The organism is Mucilaginibacter aquariorum, from assembly GCF_024498135.1.
GTDB classification, from domain to species: domain Bacteria; phylum Bacteroidota; class Bacteroidia; order Sphingobacteriales; family Sphingobacteriaceae; genus Mucilaginibacter; species Mucilaginibacter aquariorum.
This window is the reverse complement of the sequence record NZ_JANHOH010000002.1, coordinates 141,643-157,056: the sequence shown is the minus strand read 5'-3', so window position 1 is coordinate 157,056 and position 15,414 is coordinate 141,643. Positions and strand designations below refer to the sequence as shown.

Sequence of the window (15,414 nt, the reverse complement as noted above, 5' to 3'; positions counted from 1 at the left end):
AAAACTCTGTGCTCTCTGTGTTTTTATCTTTGTGTACGCTGTGGTAAAACCCACCTAATCGAAATCCAAATTAAACTTATTCTTCAGATCGATAAGCTGTGGGTTTTTGGCCGCCAGATATTGGAATTTTTCCATAGCGGTGTATGGTTTACGTACCACGGTCGATTCTTCCACTTTGGCATTAACTTCAATACTGAAATTTTTAAGCGTAGTGCGTAAAAAGTTTAGCAGGTATGGGCGCTCGTCTCTAAAGGCCTGCTCCTGTACTTTATTAGCTACAGGCACCTCAAAATTCTCGGGGCCTAAAACTATTGGCGTAACCGATGTAAATATGGTGTACAAAGTTGCCGCCTTACCTTCTGCCTTTAGTTTAGCGCCATGGTTGGTCCATAGCTGTAAAAACTGGTCAATGGTGAACGATTCTTTATCAGTGCCTTTTAAATAGGGATCTTCCTCTTCCTGGGCTGCCTCTTCTACCTGTTTACCCAGATCTTTTAACGAGGGTATTTTTATAGACGTAGCCCCGCTGTGCACATTAGGGATAAATACCTTTGGTTTTTCGGCCGCAAGTTCGGGCTTAGCTTCGGCAGCAGGCATGGCCATTGTTGGTGTAGCGGCGGGCGTAGTTGCAGGTGAAGTAACCGGCGACGTCCTGTTATAAGTAACTGGGTTATCCCTTACAACAGTCATATCTTCTGTAGTATTATCGCTTACAGGGGTGCTATTTACTGAGGTATCAGGTTTTTTTTTTAACTCCCCGTTTGGGGCAGCAGCGTTTTCACTTACCGGCAGGGCCGATAAATTAAATATCGAGAGCAGGTTACTCATTTTGAGCAGGGCAAGCTCTACCTGTAAACGCTGGTTCTTACTTTGCTTGTAACTGATATCGCACTGGTTGGCTATATTCATGGCCGATAGCAGGAACGATACCGATGCCGCCTGCGATTGCTGCAGGTAACGCGCCTTTATAGTTTCGCTAACTTCCAGCAGTTTTATGGTTGATGCATCCTTCCCTACCAGCAGGTTACGGAAATGCTCGGACAGGCCGGATATAAAATGCGCACCGTCAAACCCCTTGGATAAGATCTCGTCAAAAAGCAGCAATGTTGTGGCGCTGTCTTCGGCTAATAGCTTATCGGTTATATTAAAGTAGTAGTCGTAATCAAGTATGTTCAGGTTATCAATAACCGAACGATAGGTAACATTACCGCCGCTAAAACTCACTATCTGATCAAACATCGATAAGGCATCACGCAAGCCACCATCTGCCTTTTGGGCAATAATGTGCAGGCCGTCGTTCTCGTAGGTAATGTTTTCCTTTTGGGCTATACCTGCCAGGTGGCCAGCCATATCCTCTACCCTGATGCGGTTAAAATCAAAGATCTGGCAACGGGATAATATGGTAGGCAGTATTTTGTGCTTTTCGGTAGTGGCTAATATAAATATGGCGTAGTTGGGTGGTTCTTCAAGCGTTTTCAGGAAAGCGTTAAACGCCGCCTGCGATAGCATATGCACCTCATCAATAATATAAACCTTGTAACGGGCGGCTTGTGGCGGTATGCGTACCTGCTCTATCAAACTACGGATATCATCAACCGAGTTATTTGAGGCCGCATCCAGCTCGTGTACGTTAAACGAGTTACCGTTCATAAAAGCACGGCAGCTGTCGCACACGCCGCAGGCTTCGCCATTGGGCTGTAAATCGGTACAATTAATGGTTTTTGCCAGTATCCGCGCGCAGGTGGTTTTACCCACTCCCCTTGGTCCGCAGAATAAAAATGCCTGTGCCAGCTGATTATTCTTAATAGCATTTTTTAGCGTATTAGTTATATGCTGCTGACCTACAACGGTTTCGAAAGTAGCCGGGCGATATTTGCGTGCCGAAACAATGAAATTATCCACAGGCACTAAGGTAACAACAATTGCTTTAAGTTAAAACCTCAATTAAGGATTGTGAATAAAATTGGCGTTTGCCTACTGCATGTCGCCATCAGGCATATGATCGTCATCTTCCGGATCGGGCTCTCCCAGATCATCCGCAGTACGTATCTCGCGCATATCTTCTTCCAACTCCATCTGGTCATCAAAGTCCTCATCTTCCTCGTCGTTCCAGTCGCCTTCAACAGGGCTATCTTCAGCGGACGGGGTTAAATTAGTATCATCCGCAAAATCTTCGGCGTTATCCTGACCGGGGTATTGATTGGAAAATTGCATGGCGTTATATTTTTAATAAAGACACATTGCTTATCGTTTATGTTTTACAAAACGTCAATCCCAATAATCTCCTCAGCGCTCAACAGCGTTTATTTTTTCTTGATCGTGTTTATGAACCGCCTAACATCTTGTTCCTCTGGGCTATAAAAACCAATACCAATAATTTTTTTATTAGACGAAATCATGTAATTGTAGCTAATTCGCTTATAGGCATTTAATTTTCTTAAATATTTAGATTCAATAAATTTAAAGCCTGAGAAACTCCCCATTTTTGAACCAACATAATAAACTGAATCGCTTATATTAGGACTTGAGCTTGATATTGACCGCTCATGGTCTATTGTGAAATAGAACGCATTACTATCTATTTTAAAATATGGGGTTATTTCCGAAGTCATAATAAACTTGTATGGGTTCAAGGTATCAATCAAAAATTCACATTTAGGGTTTAAACGGCACATTCTCAATAAGTCGTTTTTAAATCCTAAATCCTGTTTCTTGTAAATAATCCGCTCTATATCTTTTTCAGTAACTGGTTTATATGAACCCGGTATTTTAATTACTGCTCCCAATTTTTTCAGTTCGTAATTCATAAGGCCATCTTTTTCATGACACCCTAAGAATTGAAGAGAAAGCACAGCTATTAAAATGCAAGCATTATTCTTCACTGTTACTGTTCGTAACATACGCACCACAAAGGCTATTGATCCGTTATAAAACATCAATAGCCGTAATTTCTTTAACCTTAAAATACCCTTTGGCCTGCGGCAGATACACTTCTATTTCCTGCCAGCTAACTTTAAGTTTTTTATTAAGTAAAGTGGTTGTTGCCCCCGTAAACTTATCAGACCCGGCAAACTCCCGCAACCACAAAAAGGATTTTTGGCTGCCGGCATTATCTGCTATCACAATATAGTTAAAGCCTTTATTATCTATCCGTTTAAAAGCACCCGTAGTTGATTCAATTGCAACTTCGCCTTTTTTATCGGCCATTTTAACAGCTAACTTTAAAAAACCATCGCACTTTTGTTTTAGTAAATTTGCACCGATACCGGTACCAATTTTGTTCATGGCTTCACTATCATCCATCTCCACATGTCTTTCTGCTGCTAAGTCAACTATCAGATCTGACTGGGCCATAAAACAATCCATAAAAGCTTTATTTGCTTCTTCACTATTGTTTATTTTGGATAAGTCAAGCTTCGAGATACAGTCGCATAAGGTATTAGTCAATTTTTGTTCAACAGGGCCCGGGCTTGTTTGCGCGTTAGCTGTTGATAACAATAAAGGAATACACAAGGCCAGCAACAGTAGAGTTTTTTTCATGAGTGATAATGTTTAGATCCAATTATGCCGTAAAAATATACATTAGTTTAGCTATACAAGTATTTGATTCTTAAAATATTCTTGCTACATTTGCAGCCCCGTAATAGCGGGTAATTAATTAAAAATCAAAATAATAATGCAACAGTACGAAATCGTGATCGTTCTAACCCCGTTGTTATCAGATGAAACTGCTAAAGAGGCAATTGCCAAATACAGCAAAGTTTTAACAGATAACGGAGCCGAAATTGTCCAGGAGGATAATTGGGGTTTGAGAAAATTAGCGTACCCTATTCAGAAGAAAACTACAGGGTACTATCACTTAACTGAATTCAAGGCTCCGGGTGATTTAATTAACAAACTGGAAGTTGAATTAAGGCGCGATGAGCGTGTTTTGCGCTTCCTAACCATTGCTTTGGATAAACATGCCATTGCTTACAATGACAAAAAACGCAGCGGTGCTTTTAACAAGAAACCTGCAGCTAAAGTGGAGGAAAACAACTAATGGCAAACGACCAAATTAAATACGTTACCGCTCCAAAAGTGGAGGATAACCGTAAAAAATACTGCCGTTTCAAAAAGAATGGTATTAAGTATATCGATTACAAAGACGCTAACTTTTTATTAAAGTTTATTAACGATCAGGGTAAAGTATTACCCCGCCGTTTAACAGGTACTTCTTTGAAGTTCCAGCGTAAAGTGGCACAGGCTGTTAAGCGTGCGCGCCACATCGGTTTATTACCTTATGTTACAGACTCATTAAAATAATCGGAGGTAAAAAGCAATGGAAGTTATTTTAAAACAAGACGTAAAAAACCTCGGCGATAAAGACGATGTAGTGAATGTAAAGCCAGGTTATGGCCGCAATTTTCTTATCCCAAAAGGTTACGCAATATTAGCAACTGTAAGCGCACGTAAAGTTTTAGCAGAAAACTTAAAGCAAGCACAGTTTAAACAAGAAAAAATACGCAAAGATGCTGACGCGATAGCTGCACGTTTAGAAGGTGTAAAACTTACTATCGGCGCTAAAGCTGGCGAAAGCGGCAAAATTTTCGGTGCTATCAATACCATTCAGGTAGCTGATGCATTAAAGAAAGAAGGTTTTGAAGTTGACCGTCGTCGTATCACTTTTGATCAGGAGCCTAAATTTGTTGGTGATTACACCGCAATTGTGAACCTGCATAAAGAAGTAAAAGTTCAGGTTCCTTTCTCAGTTGTTGCTGAGTAACCTGATTTCGGATTTTAGATTTACGATTTCAGATTTGGAGTCATAAAATTTGAAAATTAGACTTAGAATTTAAAAAGGTGTTTAGTTTAGGCTAAACACCTTTTTTGTGTTTAAATAAAAAGATTATCTGCAGATTAGGGGTATCAAAATTTACAATGGCGAAGAAGGTACAAAGCCGCAAAAAAAGCAGCAGCAAAACAAAAGGTTTTTTTAATATCGGCATTGTAAGGCTGGTTTTACGGATAGTAAAGCTGGTTGTTATTGCGTTTGTTGCCGCCAGTTTGTTTGGTGTGTTATTATTCAAGTTTGTAAACCCGCCTTTTACCTGGCTAATGATACAACGTGGCTTTGAACGCAAAGCCGATGGCAAAGACTGGAAGATAGACAAGCAATGGGTAGATTTTGACCAGATTGCCGACCCTATGAAACGCGCCGCCGTTGCTGCCGAAGACCAAAGTTTTTTAGAGAACCACGGTTTTGATTTTAGAGCGATAGAGCGCGCCATCCAAAAAAATGCCAAAAGCAAAAAACTGATAGGTGGCAGCACCATTAGCCAGCAAACCGCCAAAAACGTTTTCCTGTATCCCGGCCGCTCATTTGTGCGCAAGGGTTTCGAAGCATGGTTCACGGTGCTCATAGAGGCCTTCTGGACCAAGAAACGCATTATGGAGGTATACCTAAACGTAATTGAAATGGGCGATGGCATATACGGCATAGAAGCCGCATCGCAGGCTTACTTTCATAAACCAGCATCGCAATTAACCCGCAGGCAGTCGGCGGCCATAGCAGTGATATTCCCCAGTCCGCTTAAGTGGAGCGCGACCAAGCCTACCCGATATTTAAGGCACAGGCAATATCTCATCATGAAAAATATGCGCAGGCTTGGCCCGCTGGAGTTTTAAGCAATTCCGCAATGAACCGTCATGCCGAATTTATTTCGGCATCCCACATGCTAAGTATTAAATTATGGTGGCAACTTGTCCCGAGAGATCCTGAAATAAATTCAGGATGACGGATGCGCAGGTTGGGGCCGCTAGAGTTTTAAGCGATTCTGTCCCAGTACATGCTTACCTGTGCTATGTTTGGATTTAATGGTGACGTTATTTCGCCAGTAGCTTATTTTTAAATCTGCTTATTATCAGCTATTTACGCGTTAACGATGGTGTTCACGGCCGTGAACGTGAACACTTTTCACGCCATTTACTAACAAACATGCACCCTCGCTAATAGATCCTTCGTTCCTCAGGATGACAATTAGGTTTATTATCTTTGATAATCACACCATTATAAATCAGCATGCCCAAATCAACCCTCACCGATCAGCAGCAGGTAACCGCGCATATCCAAAAGCTCGATCCTGCTATCCGCGATGTGGTTGAAACACTAAGGCAGATCATTTTAAACACCGACGGCGAAATTGCTGAACACATCAAATGGAACAATCCCAGCTTTTACTATACCGGGGAAATAGCCCCCTTCGACCCTAAAGAATATAAGCGGGATATAATCGTAATGAACCTGCACAAAAACCGCGTTATGCTGGTGTTCCCAAGCGGTGCAAAGGTGGATGATACCACGGGGTTTTTAGAGGGTGATTATAAAGACGGCAGACGATTGGCTATTTTTAAAGACATGGAGGATGTACAGGCGAAAACGGCTGCCTTGCAGGATGTGATAACAAAGTGGCTGGCTTTGATAGAGAAGTAGCACGCTGATTTTACTTATACTTCCAATGCCTTGATTTGCCCTCTGTTAGCCATTCTACAGCGGTTTGCATGCGTTTATCGCGGGTGACATCGGTTTTAGCTTCAATGATCCACTCCAGGTATTCTTTTTTATGCGAATAGCTAAAAGCATCAAAGGTTGCCTTTGCCTGCGGATACTCGTTTAACACAGCCTCGAAATAATCAGGGACTATCAACTCCGTTTTTTCGGCAGTGGCTTTTTTGGCAGGAGCGTTTTTACCGGCTTCATTCAGTTTAACGCCCTGTTCTATAAAATCTATCAGTACATGCTTAGGTGGCAGATCGGCGAGGCTGGCAATACGGCCAAATTGCCCGGCGCTTTCATCATTTAGCTTCATTATCTGCTGTGGATCATCTATTAGCGATGCCTTCCATAAGTTAAGCCCGCAATGCTGCTTAAAAGACGCCAGCATTATTATTGGCCCTTTATAATCAAACGAAGGGCAGCCCCACTTAATGGTTTCGGCTATTAACGGCGAAGCTTCATGAATCACCTGCCTTAAATACGTTAAAATTGGTTTTGCAAAATCGGCCGACTTATCTATGTAAGCCTCAACCCGGCTATCATACTGTTCCATAATGCAATATAAGTAATATTACAAAGAATTATTATGCGGAACGCAGGCACCTCATTCCTCAGGATGACAAACGGTTATCGCAAAATATCTTTCAACCCGGGATGTGATTGCGATGCCAGGAACTCCGTAATTTCAAACTCGGCAAGCTTGTGCTTGTGGAACGGGTCTTCGGCGATGATCTTCTCCAGTATCTCTTTTGAATCGGCCTGGGCAATAATAACGCCGCCTGTGCGCGGCACCTTCCGGCCGCTCATGATGAATACCTCTGCCTTGTAATACTTCTTCAGGTACTGTACATGGGCTTCCATATGCAGGTCAAGCTCTTCCAGCGGGGCGATGTAATTGAGGTTGATGATGAACATAAGGTTAGTTTTAATGGCCAGTTGTTGACTAGAGAGTGGTTAGGCCCGCTTATACAGTCACCAGATCCCTAAACAGCTGTATATGCCAGCTATCTTTAAACGGCACTTCCCATTTGGTTTGCAGCTCGGTTAAGTTTTGGGCAAGGTTGTTAAACACAACGGTTTCAGTATTGATCTTTCCAGTTTTTAAAAGTTCTTCAAACTGGTGGCGTGGTACGGATACTACCTCTTCCCCATCGCGGTAAGCCAGGTTAAACCTGTCAAACAAGTTAATCCCGAACTGTTGCTCCAGTTGTTTCATAAAGTTCACCGATTTATCTATCGAGCAGCCGCTTGCGCCCGCCTGGCTTTCGTCTACAATCAGGATCAGGAAACGGTTGTACCTTATTTCGGCTTTGGCCAGCAACTGGTGGTTGTGTGCTGTCCACCCGGTGGTAAAATTATCCAGCTGAACCTGTATTTGTAATGCTTCGGCATCGGTAAGTTTCCTGTCCGATTGGTATACCCAAACTCTTGAATGTGAAGAAAATTCCATATCGCAAATTTATCAAATTATTAACTTAGGTTTATTATAAGTTGTCATGCAAACATCACTTCTGTCGGGAAAGAAAAAAGCGTTGCTAATAACCTTAATATCCCTTTCGGGGCTGTTTTTTGGCGATTTTAAGGCGTTTTCCGGCGAACAGGAGTGGATAAACTGGGGCAACAGGTTCCTGAACGAGAATTATGACCCTACTGTTGAACCCAAACTAAAGAAGTACGAAATAACCCTTACGGCCGATCATTTTATCCGGCTGCGCAAAACTTATCAACAGGGCAAACAGGAGTATTATTCGTTTAATTTGAACCGCTTTACCGAGCTGGAATACATAGCCGGAACAGCCGCTACAGATACCCTGCAAATAAAAACCCAGGCCGACGACATTATTGTACAAACCTACGAAGACCCCAAAGGCGACGTAGATTCGATGGCTACACATTGGGATATACCAGTAAGGAAGTTATCACCGTTAAAGTTGGATAGCCTGAAACAGGCATTAAATTTTTTAAAAGGAAAAGGATTATGAAGTTACTTTTTGCGGCGATACTATTATTATTTAGCCCATATGTAAGGGGGCAGAATGTAAATAAGCAACACATTGATGAATGGCTAATTAAGTGTGATTCGGCCTATACAGCCAGTAAAATATGGGGCTATGCGTTTAACAATGTTGTTTATGAAGCTAAAGATTCGGTAAGATTAGATAATGATTTAAAATCGCTTGCAAACAATAATTTATTAAGTATTGACCCTTTTTGGAACGAAGAGTTATTGCCAACAACCGAGAATCCGGGAAAGCTTTTAGTTTTAATAGTTACCAAAGGTAAGCAATCGGTAAAAGACAAAGAGGGCATTTTAAAAACAGCATTAAGTAAATACGCCAAACCGGAACTTTCTCAAAAGCCTGTTGATTCAGCCTCGACAGAACCGGTATTGCTTATCAATGGAAAGCCGATATCCCCTACTGATTGTTACGCAGAACTATCAAAACTTACGATCGATTCTATTACAGACATCTATTACAGTAAACACCCTGTCCCGAAAGAATACTATAGCCAAAATGCGAAGAATGGGATTATTGCAGTATGGATTAAGTAATTTATAACCCGTTAAAAGAAAAATCCCCGGCTTGTTTAGGAAACAAACCAGGGATTTAATATATAATATTGCTAAGCGCCTTTTGGTTTACCAAACAAGTGCAGCGACCAATAATTATTTAAGAAAATATTCTTTGGATCGCGTTTTTCGCGAAGGCTCATAAAATCGTCCCAGCGCGGGTATTGATCTTTTAAGTATGCTGCCCAATTCTCATAATCGTACTCAGGCAAAAACTTAGCCCAATGCAATCTGAATGGTATATCCTGCTTACGCAGCTCTTCCCAAAACTGGGCGAAAAACCCATCCTTATTTGCCGGGTTACCTTCATTGGTGGTAAACCAAAAAAAGTCTATTCTTAACACATCCCGCTCAAACGCCGGACTTAGCCAAAAAGAGCTTTGCTTACCCGCGTACAGTTCGGTTGAGTAATAACCTGTGGCTTTAAATTTGTCTTTTGTAAACATTTCGTCCAACAGTTTCATGGCGCGCGCGGTATCTTGCAAGGGTATCCAGATCTCGGTAAACTCAGTGCCCATCATAATATCGTTGGCGTTGTTATCCATAGGTAAGCTGCTGTAGGTATAATCCATAAACATTTGTGGCTTTCCTTTTTTAGTTAAGGGCTGCAAAGTGTCAATCATCATTGGGTACACTCCACGAAGCAACCCTTTAAACGTCATAAAAAATAAGGTAAGCAAAAACCCAATTATTTTGAGGATGAACGTTACCAGGCCAGCAAAAAACCTGCTGTTCCATAATTGTGCGGTAAGCTTTTCAAATTCGGCAAACGAGGGCTTAAGCTTTTCCCAAACAACAGCGAATTTGCTGTTCCCTAACATAGTAAATAACATGGCAGCCAGCAGTTGCTCCACATTAGTTAAAAAGGAATCATCAGCAAATTCTTCATATGGCACAGGGTCAAATATGGGCATTACCGCCCCGCGCGAAGCTTCCCATATCACTATCCGGTTAACTTTATCTTGCGGCCACCATAACAACCTGGAATATGGAGTTTGCTTTAAAAATGTTTCCAACCCGGGCTTGTCGTCGGTTCCGTTACCTAACAGATCGATAGGGCAGCTAGCAAGCGCTGTAGGATAAGTGATCTGCTGTCCGTAAATATTAAAGTTAGGCGTTAGCTGTAACCGCACTTTGCTAACAATGCCAAGCAAGCCCAATGAAAGGGCTATCGCGCCAAATTTTTCATCATCTTTATTAAACCATTCCAGCGTGCCATTGCCATCAATAATGGAAAGGCCCATGATATTTTCTTCGAGTGTATACCATAAAGACCCGCCTGCAGAGCCTGTCATTAAAAACCCACTTACTGTTTGATGCGAAATACCACCCAGATCGGTCAGTGTAAAACCTTTTTGAAAAGCCTGGTATAGCAAACTGTTTTGTAAGGTTGATGCGCCTGTGGGGTCTTCGGGATCTAAACCAAGGTGAATACCAGCTTCTACCTCAATAATACCTTTTGCCTCGTCTATCCAAACAAGTTTATTGTATTTATCAAAAATGATATTCAGGTTAGAGCCTTGCGGTGGTTTTTGTTCTGAAACAACATTAGGCAGTTGTGGGAACCCCTGCCCCGGATCGGTATAAATGGCGTGCGACAATGAGTGGGCTGCGCCCCTGCACCTGATCCCGAGCGATTCGGCAGCGGCTTTTTGTACAAGAGATATTAGTTCATTTTCGTTGGAGGGATGGTAATAGCCATCACTGCCGATTGGCGGTGTTTGCGATAAATTCATAAGTGATAAGGTTTAGGATATTAAAAGTAACTGTTGTTAATTTTTAATTACCAGCTAATTACACCCTATTTGCACACCTATATCACCCCTATTACGACCTATATATTTATAATTTGATCCTTATAATCCGTTAGCCCTAACCGTTATTTCAGCAATATCCAGCACTTTTATTTCCTGTTCTTTTTCCATGTGCTTAACACCATCGGTCAGCATGGTCATACAAAACGGGCAACCCGATGCTACTATCTGCGCGCCGGTTTCCAGCACATCAAGCATGCGCTCGTCGTTAATATCTTTTTTGCCGGGCTCGGGTTCTTTAAACATTTGCGCACCGCCGGCGCCGCAGCACAATCCATTGCTCTTGCAGCGTTTCATTTCTACCAATTCGGTATCTAATATTTCTAAAGCCGCGCGTGGTGCTTCATAAACGTTGTTTCCACGGCCAAGGTAACATGGGTCGTGGAAAGTTATTTTACGGCCTTTAAAACTTTCGCCGCCTTCGGCCTTTAGCTTACCTTCATCTATCAGCGATTGTATTAGCTGCGTATGATGGATCACCTCGTAAGTACCGCCAAGGCCGGGGTATTCGTTACGGATGGTGTTAAAACAATGCGGACATCCTGTTACAATCTTTTTTATATTATAACCATTTAATACCTCAATATTAACCATTGCCTGCATCTGGAACAAAAATTCGTTACCCGCGCGCTTGGCCGGGTCGCCGGTGCAACTTTCTTCGGTACCCAATACTGCGTAGCTGATGCCTACATGGTGTAGAATCTTACATATATCGCGGGTTATTTTTTGCGCACGCTCGTCAAAACTGCCTGCACAGCCTACCCAGAATAGTATCTCAGGTTCTTTGCCTTCGGCAGCCATTTCGGCCATGGTTGGTATCTTTTGCTCCATTATTCTTCTTCGCTTATCTGGGTTATAAACTCGTTAATACTACTGTAATTGGTAAACGTGATGGCGGAATTGATGGCGCTTAACCTATTCAAAAGATCAAGTGTTACCACCAATGCATCTGCTTCCGTTCCAAACATTTTGGCATCCCAATCAATACCTGCCAGGGTTTCATTCTCAGCCATACCCATACACCAATCCTCTAAAAAAACAGCTAACGGAATTTCGGTTGGCAAATAGCTTTTCCAATCGTCGCGGGCGCAAATCTTGGCAAGCCCCCTCTCCGACCAAAACGGAATTACGGCAACCTCTTCGTTCCCGGTGGCGTCGGCATTAGCCCAGCCTGTTTTGCTCTTTAAACCCCAAACCTGCTTGGTTGCAGCAACTTTTTCTATAAATGCTATGTATTTTGCTTCTAACTCTTCTGCCATTCTTAGTATCTGTTATTCTTTCTCTGCCCAGTTCAATCTATCGGCCTGGCTGTATTTCCAGGGGGCGCCGTTGTTTTCCATATTGCCGAACATATTATTCAAGCTCGCCGGTGCCTGCGATTCTTCCATCACCATGTAGCGGCGCATCTCGGTAATGATCTCCAGTGGGTTAATGTTAACCGGGCAAGCCTCTACACAGGCGTTACAGGTGGTACAAGCCCATAACTCCTCGCGAGTGATGTAGTTATCCAGTAAAGTTTTATCGTCGGTATGATCTTTGCCGTGCTTGTCTATGTTATTGCCAACTTCTACCAGCCTATCGCGGGTATCCATCATAATTTTACGGGGCGATAAAAGCTTGCCCGTAATATTGGCCGGGCAAACAGATGTACACCTGCCACACTCGGTACAGGTATAAGCCTCCATCAGATTTTTCCAGCTAAGGTCTGTTACATCCTTCACCCCAAAACGGCTTACCTCGGTAGCCTCGGGGACAAATGATGGGTTGAGCATAGCCTTAACCTCGTTGGTAACCGATGCCATATCTGTAAACTCGCCTTTTGGTTTTAAATTCGAATAATAAACATTAGGGAAGGCCAGCAGGATATGGAAGTGCTTGGAATACGGCAGATAATTTAAAAACGCCAGTATCCCTATAATATGGAACCACCAGCAGCCACGTTCAATATTAGCCAATGCATTGGCACCAGATGGCAGCAGCGGCGAAATAAACTCACTTACAGGAAAACTTCCCGCTTGTACGTAATGGCCAAAATGTAAAAGCTGCAATTTATAATCGGCGGCGTTCATGGTAAGGAAAGCCGTCATTAACAGAATTTCGATAGTAAGGATATAGTTCGCGTCGGATTTTGGCCAGACAGTCATCTCTATCCCGCTAAAGCGTTTTAATTTAAGGATATTGCGCCTTGCCAGGAAAACCACGCAGGACACCAGTACCAGAAGCGCCAATATCTCAAACCCACCAATCAGCAGGCCGTACAAGCTGCCTAATAGTTTCGAGAAGATGCGGTGCGAACCGAAGATACCGTCTATCATGATCTCCAGCACTTCCAGGTTGATGATCACAAAACCTACATAGATAAAAAAGTGCATTACCGCTGCAACCGGGCGTTTTACCATTTTGGTTTGCCCTAACGCTACTTTGGCCATTATAGCCCAACGTTCGGCCGGGCGATCGCTCCTATCAGTATCCCTGCCTAAAAGTATATTGCGACGTACCTTAGCCACATTTTTACCAAACAAGTAAACGGCTCCCAGTAAAATGATGATAAATATAACCTGTCCGACCATATATATTATGCGTGCATAGTAATTTAAAGCTAAAGTAGGAATTTGATTTAAAGTAAAGGTAGATATTACCGAAATGTTTTGAACTTAGAATTTGTTTAAATAAGTGACTTATGAAAATGTGCCGGCAGAAAAAATATTAAAATAATTTTTAGCTTATAAAGCATTGAAATTCAAGAACACACCGTGCCTAAACAACCATATTGATGTTTAAATTCAACTAAAAATGAAAAAAATCTTTCCAGAAATAAAAAAAACGCTACATTTGCAGACCTTAAACGGAGCGGTATCATAGCTCAGTCGGTAGAGCAAAGGACTGAAAATCCTTGTGTCGCTGGTTCGATCCCAGCTGATACCACTAAAATGAGTGTCAACTCCAATCAAAACCCTGTAAATATCTGATTTACAGGGTTTTTTTGTTTCCTACCAGATCAAAATAACCCATAGTTTCTCAATGTTTATGATACCTAAAAGGATACCTGTTTTAGTTCCTTACCTTCGAGGTATCAGAAAGCGGTATAATTATCTGTAATACAGTTAATTACGCCAAATAAAATCGGGTTATTTTAACCCATTTTGAGCCTTTTTGATACCAGTTTTTAAGGAACGTTTTGCACCTATTTGTCAAATCGTAACAAAACAAACAGTATTAAATGAAAACAACAAACACATTTGGCGTACATTTTCTTATCCGCCAGGATAAGTTAAAAGAGGGCAAGGCCCCTGTGTACGCACGAATTACCGTAAACACAGACCGAATTCTTATCGGCCTGAAGCAATGGATCGACCCAAAGTCATGGGATATCCGAAAGGGAGCCGGTAAAGGGGCTAAAGACGAAGTCAAATCATTGAATAATTATTTATCCGAAGTCAGAACCGAATTTGGAGAGTGTTACCGTGAATTACAGCTTAAAAAGAAAGTCATTACCGCGGCAGATGTTAAAATTACATTTTTGCGCGTAGAAGAGGTTGAACACACTTTGCAGTCGCTTTTTAAATTTCATAATGAAAGGGAAAAACATAAGTTGAATGAAAATACGCTTAGTCATTACTTAACTACGCAGCGCTATCTTTCTGAATTTATTAATGCACGTTATCATAAAAAGGATCTTTCTCTTAAAGACGTCAATTTTAAATTCCTATCCGATTTTGAAAATTTCTTACGTGATTATCAACCTAAAAAGAACAAAAAGCCTATTGGTAATACAGGTGCAATGACACACCTGATCCGTTTGAAGAAAATGCTGAACCTGGCTATTAGTCTTGACTGGATTGGTAAAAACCCTTTCTTTGGCTACCGGATAAAGATAAGACATGAGGCTCGTCAATACCTTAATAAGACAGAGTTATCAGCATTGGAAGCTAAAACGTTCGCTCTCCCCAGATTAGATTACGTTAGAGACCTTTTTGTGTTCTGTTGTTACACAGGTTTAGCTTATATCGATGCAATCAATCTTACCCGTTCTAATATCGTCGTCGGAATTGACAATGGTTTATGGATTAAAACTAAACGGAACAAAACATTGATCCCGGTTAATACGCCGTTATTACCGAAAGCTGTTGCAATTTTAAAAAAGTATGAGACTGACTACAGGGCTATAAATAATGGAACGTTATTCCCATTGTTGAGTAATCAGAAGATGAATAGCTATCTAAAGGAGATCGCGGATTTATGTGTTATCGATAAAAATTTAACCTCACATATAGCCCGCCATACTTTTGCAACAACCGTTACTCTGTCTAACAATGTGCCGATTGAAACAGTAAGTAAGATGTTAGGGCATACGAAGATTGGCACAACGCAAATCTATGCTAAGGTAATTGAGCAAAAAGTTAGTGATGATATGGCTGTTTTGCGAAACAAGTTAGGATAAAAAATAAGCTCTATTTTGTATAATAAATAAATATGAGCCGATTAAATAATTA

19 protein-coding genes and 1 tRNA gene are annotated in these 15,414 nt (G+C 41.6%); 9 read left to right on the top strand and 11 right to left on the bottom strand.

The genetic code is table 11. From position 1 onward, the window contains the following. Nucleotides 1–54: 54 nt before the first annotated feature. The 4 genes from NPE20_RS11640 to NPE20_RS11625 form a co-directional block, all read right to left on the bottom strand. Nucleotides 55–1,902 (bottom strand): DNA polymerase III subunit gamma/tau, encoded by a 1,848-nt coding sequence (locus NPE20_RS11640; RefSeq protein ID WP_256538827.1) that lies wholly within the window; start codon nt 1,900–1,902, stop codon nt 55–57. 72 nt (nt 1,903–1,974) lie between these two features. Then, complete coding sequence (locus NPE20_RS11635) at nt 1,975–2,214, bottom strand: hypothetical protein (protein WP_256538826.1); 240 nt, start codon at nt 2,212–2,214, stop codon at nt 1,975–1,977. Between the two features lie 89 nt (nt 2,215–2,303). Next, complete coding sequence (locus NPE20_RS11630; RefSeq protein WP_256538825.1) at nt 2,304–2,807, bottom strand: hypothetical protein; 504 nt, start codon at nt 2,805–2,807, stop codon at nt 2,304–2,306. A 118-nt stretch (nt 2,808–2,925) separates the two neighbouring features. Beyond that, nucleotides 2,926–3,540 (bottom strand): hypothetical protein, encoded by a 615-nt coding sequence (locus tag NPE20_RS11625; RefSeq protein WP_256538824.1) that lies wholly within the window; start codon nt 3,538–3,540, stop codon nt 2,926–2,928. 136 nt (nt 3,541–3,676) lie between these two features. On the opposite strand from NPE20_RS11625, the gene rpsF reads away from it, so the two are divergent. From rpsF to NPE20_RS11600, 5 genes are all read left to right on the top strand, one after another. Continuing rightward, entirely contained in the window at nt 3,677–4,042 is a 366-nt protein-coding gene (gene rpsF, locus NPE20_RS11620) for a 30S ribosomal protein S6 (protein WP_121246677.1), read from the top strand. Continuing rightward, the gene (rpsR, locus tag NPE20_RS11615; protein WP_067054791.1) at nt 4,042–4,305 is read left to right on the top strand and encodes a 30S ribosomal protein S18; all 264 of its coding nucleotides are present in this window, start codon (nt 4,042–4,044) and stop codon (nt 4,303–4,305) included. Before rpsF ends, rpsR begins: the two co-directional genes overlap by 1 nt. Nucleotides 4,306–4,321: 16 nt before the next feature. Next, nucleotides 4,322–4,765, top strand: a complete 444-nt coding sequence (rplI, locus tag NPE20_RS11610) for a 50S ribosomal protein L9 (RefSeq protein ID WP_256538823.1) — start codon at nt 4,322–4,324, stop codon at nt 4,763–4,765. A 155-nt stretch (nt 4,766–4,920) separates the two neighbouring features. Beyond that, the gene (gene mtgA / locus NPE20_RS11605) at nt 4,921–5,667 is read left to right on the top strand and encodes a monofunctional biosynthetic peptidoglycan transglycosylase (RefSeq protein WP_256538822.1); all 747 of its coding nucleotides are present in this window, start codon (nt 4,921–4,923) and stop codon (nt 5,665–5,667) included. Nucleotides 5,668–6,061: 394 nt separating this feature from the next. Continuing rightward, the gene (locus NPE20_RS11600; RefSeq protein WP_256538821.1) at nt 6,062–6,472 is read left to right on the top strand and encodes a DUF1801 domain-containing protein; all 411 of its coding nucleotides are present in this window, start codon (nt 6,062–6,064) and stop codon (nt 6,470–6,472) included. A gap of 10 nt (nt 6,473–6,482) precedes the next feature. Here NPE20_RS11600 and NPE20_RS11595 read toward each other — a convergent pair whose 3' ends face one another. From NPE20_RS11595 to NPE20_RS11585, 3 genes are all read right to left on the bottom strand, one after another. After that, complete coding sequence (locus NPE20_RS11595) at nt 6,483–7,088, bottom strand: YdeI/OmpD-associated family protein (protein ID WP_256538820.1); 606 nt, start codon at nt 7,086–7,088, stop codon at nt 6,483–6,485. Between the two features lie 74 nt (nt 7,089–7,162). After that, complete coding sequence (locus NPE20_RS11590; RefSeq protein ID WP_256538819.1) at nt 7,163–7,450, bottom strand: YciI family protein; 288 nt, start codon at nt 7,448–7,450, stop codon at nt 7,163–7,165. Nucleotides 7,451–7,499: 49 nt separating this feature from the next. Beyond that, entirely contained in the window at nt 7,500–7,985 is a 486-nt protein-coding gene (locus NPE20_RS11585; protein WP_256538818.1) for an ABC transporter ATPase, read from the bottom strand. 46 nt (nt 7,986–8,031) lie between these two features. Between NPE20_RS11585 and NPE20_RS11580 the strand changes: the two genes are divergently transcribed. After that, on the top strand, nt 8,032–8,517 hold the full coding sequence (locus NPE20_RS11580; RefSeq protein WP_256538817.1) for a hypothetical protein: 486 nt from the start codon (nt 8,032–8,034) through the stop codon (nt 8,515–8,517). Then, complete coding sequence (locus tag NPE20_RS11575; RefSeq protein ID WP_256538816.1) at nt 8,514–9,089, top strand: hypothetical protein; 576 nt, start codon at nt 8,514–8,516, stop codon at nt 9,087–9,089. The genes NPE20_RS11580 and NPE20_RS11575 overlap by 4 nt, the downstream gene beginning before the upstream one ends. Before the next feature lie 71 nt (nt 9,090–9,160). Here NPE20_RS11575 and NPE20_RS11570 read toward each other — a convergent pair whose 3' ends face one another. From NPE20_RS11570 to NPE20_RS11555, 4 genes are all read right to left on the bottom strand, one after another. Beyond that, nucleotides 9,161–10,843, bottom strand: coding sequence for a D-arabinono-1,4-lactone oxidase (locus tag NPE20_RS11570; protein WP_256538815.1), 1,683 nt, complete (start codon nt 10,841–10,843; stop codon nt 9,161–9,163). 120 nt (nt 10,844–10,963) lie between these two features. Beyond that, complete coding sequence (locus NPE20_RS11565) at nt 10,964–11,752, bottom strand: (Fe-S)-binding protein (protein WP_256538814.1); 789 nt, start codon at nt 11,750–11,752, stop codon at nt 10,964–10,966. Continuing rightward, nucleotides 11,752–12,180, bottom strand: coding sequence for a DUF2750 domain-containing protein (locus NPE20_RS11560; protein WP_256538813.1), 429 nt, complete (start codon nt 12,178–12,180; stop codon nt 11,752–11,754). The genes NPE20_RS11565 and NPE20_RS11560 overlap by 1 nt, the downstream gene beginning before the upstream one ends. Before the next feature lie 12 nt (nt 12,181–12,192). Then, a complete protein-coding gene (locus NPE20_RS11555) occupies nt 12,193–13,491 on the bottom strand; it encodes a 4Fe-4S dicluster domain-containing protein (protein WP_256538812.1) in 1,299 nt (432 codons plus the stop codon). A gap of 282 nt (nt 13,492–13,773) precedes the next feature. Here NPE20_RS11555 and NPE20_RS11550 point away from each other — a divergent pair. Both NPE20_RS11550 and NPE20_RS11545 read left to right on the top strand, forming a co-directional pair. Next, nucleotides 13,774–13,846 (top strand) — tRNA-Phe (locus NPE20_RS11550). Nucleotides 13,847–14,141: 295 nt separating this feature from the next. Then, a complete protein-coding gene (locus NPE20_RS11545) occupies nt 14,142–15,362 on the top strand; it encodes a site-specific integrase (protein ID WP_256538811.1) in 1,221 nt (406 codons plus the stop codon). Nucleotides 15,363–15,414: the final 52 nt, after the last annotated feature.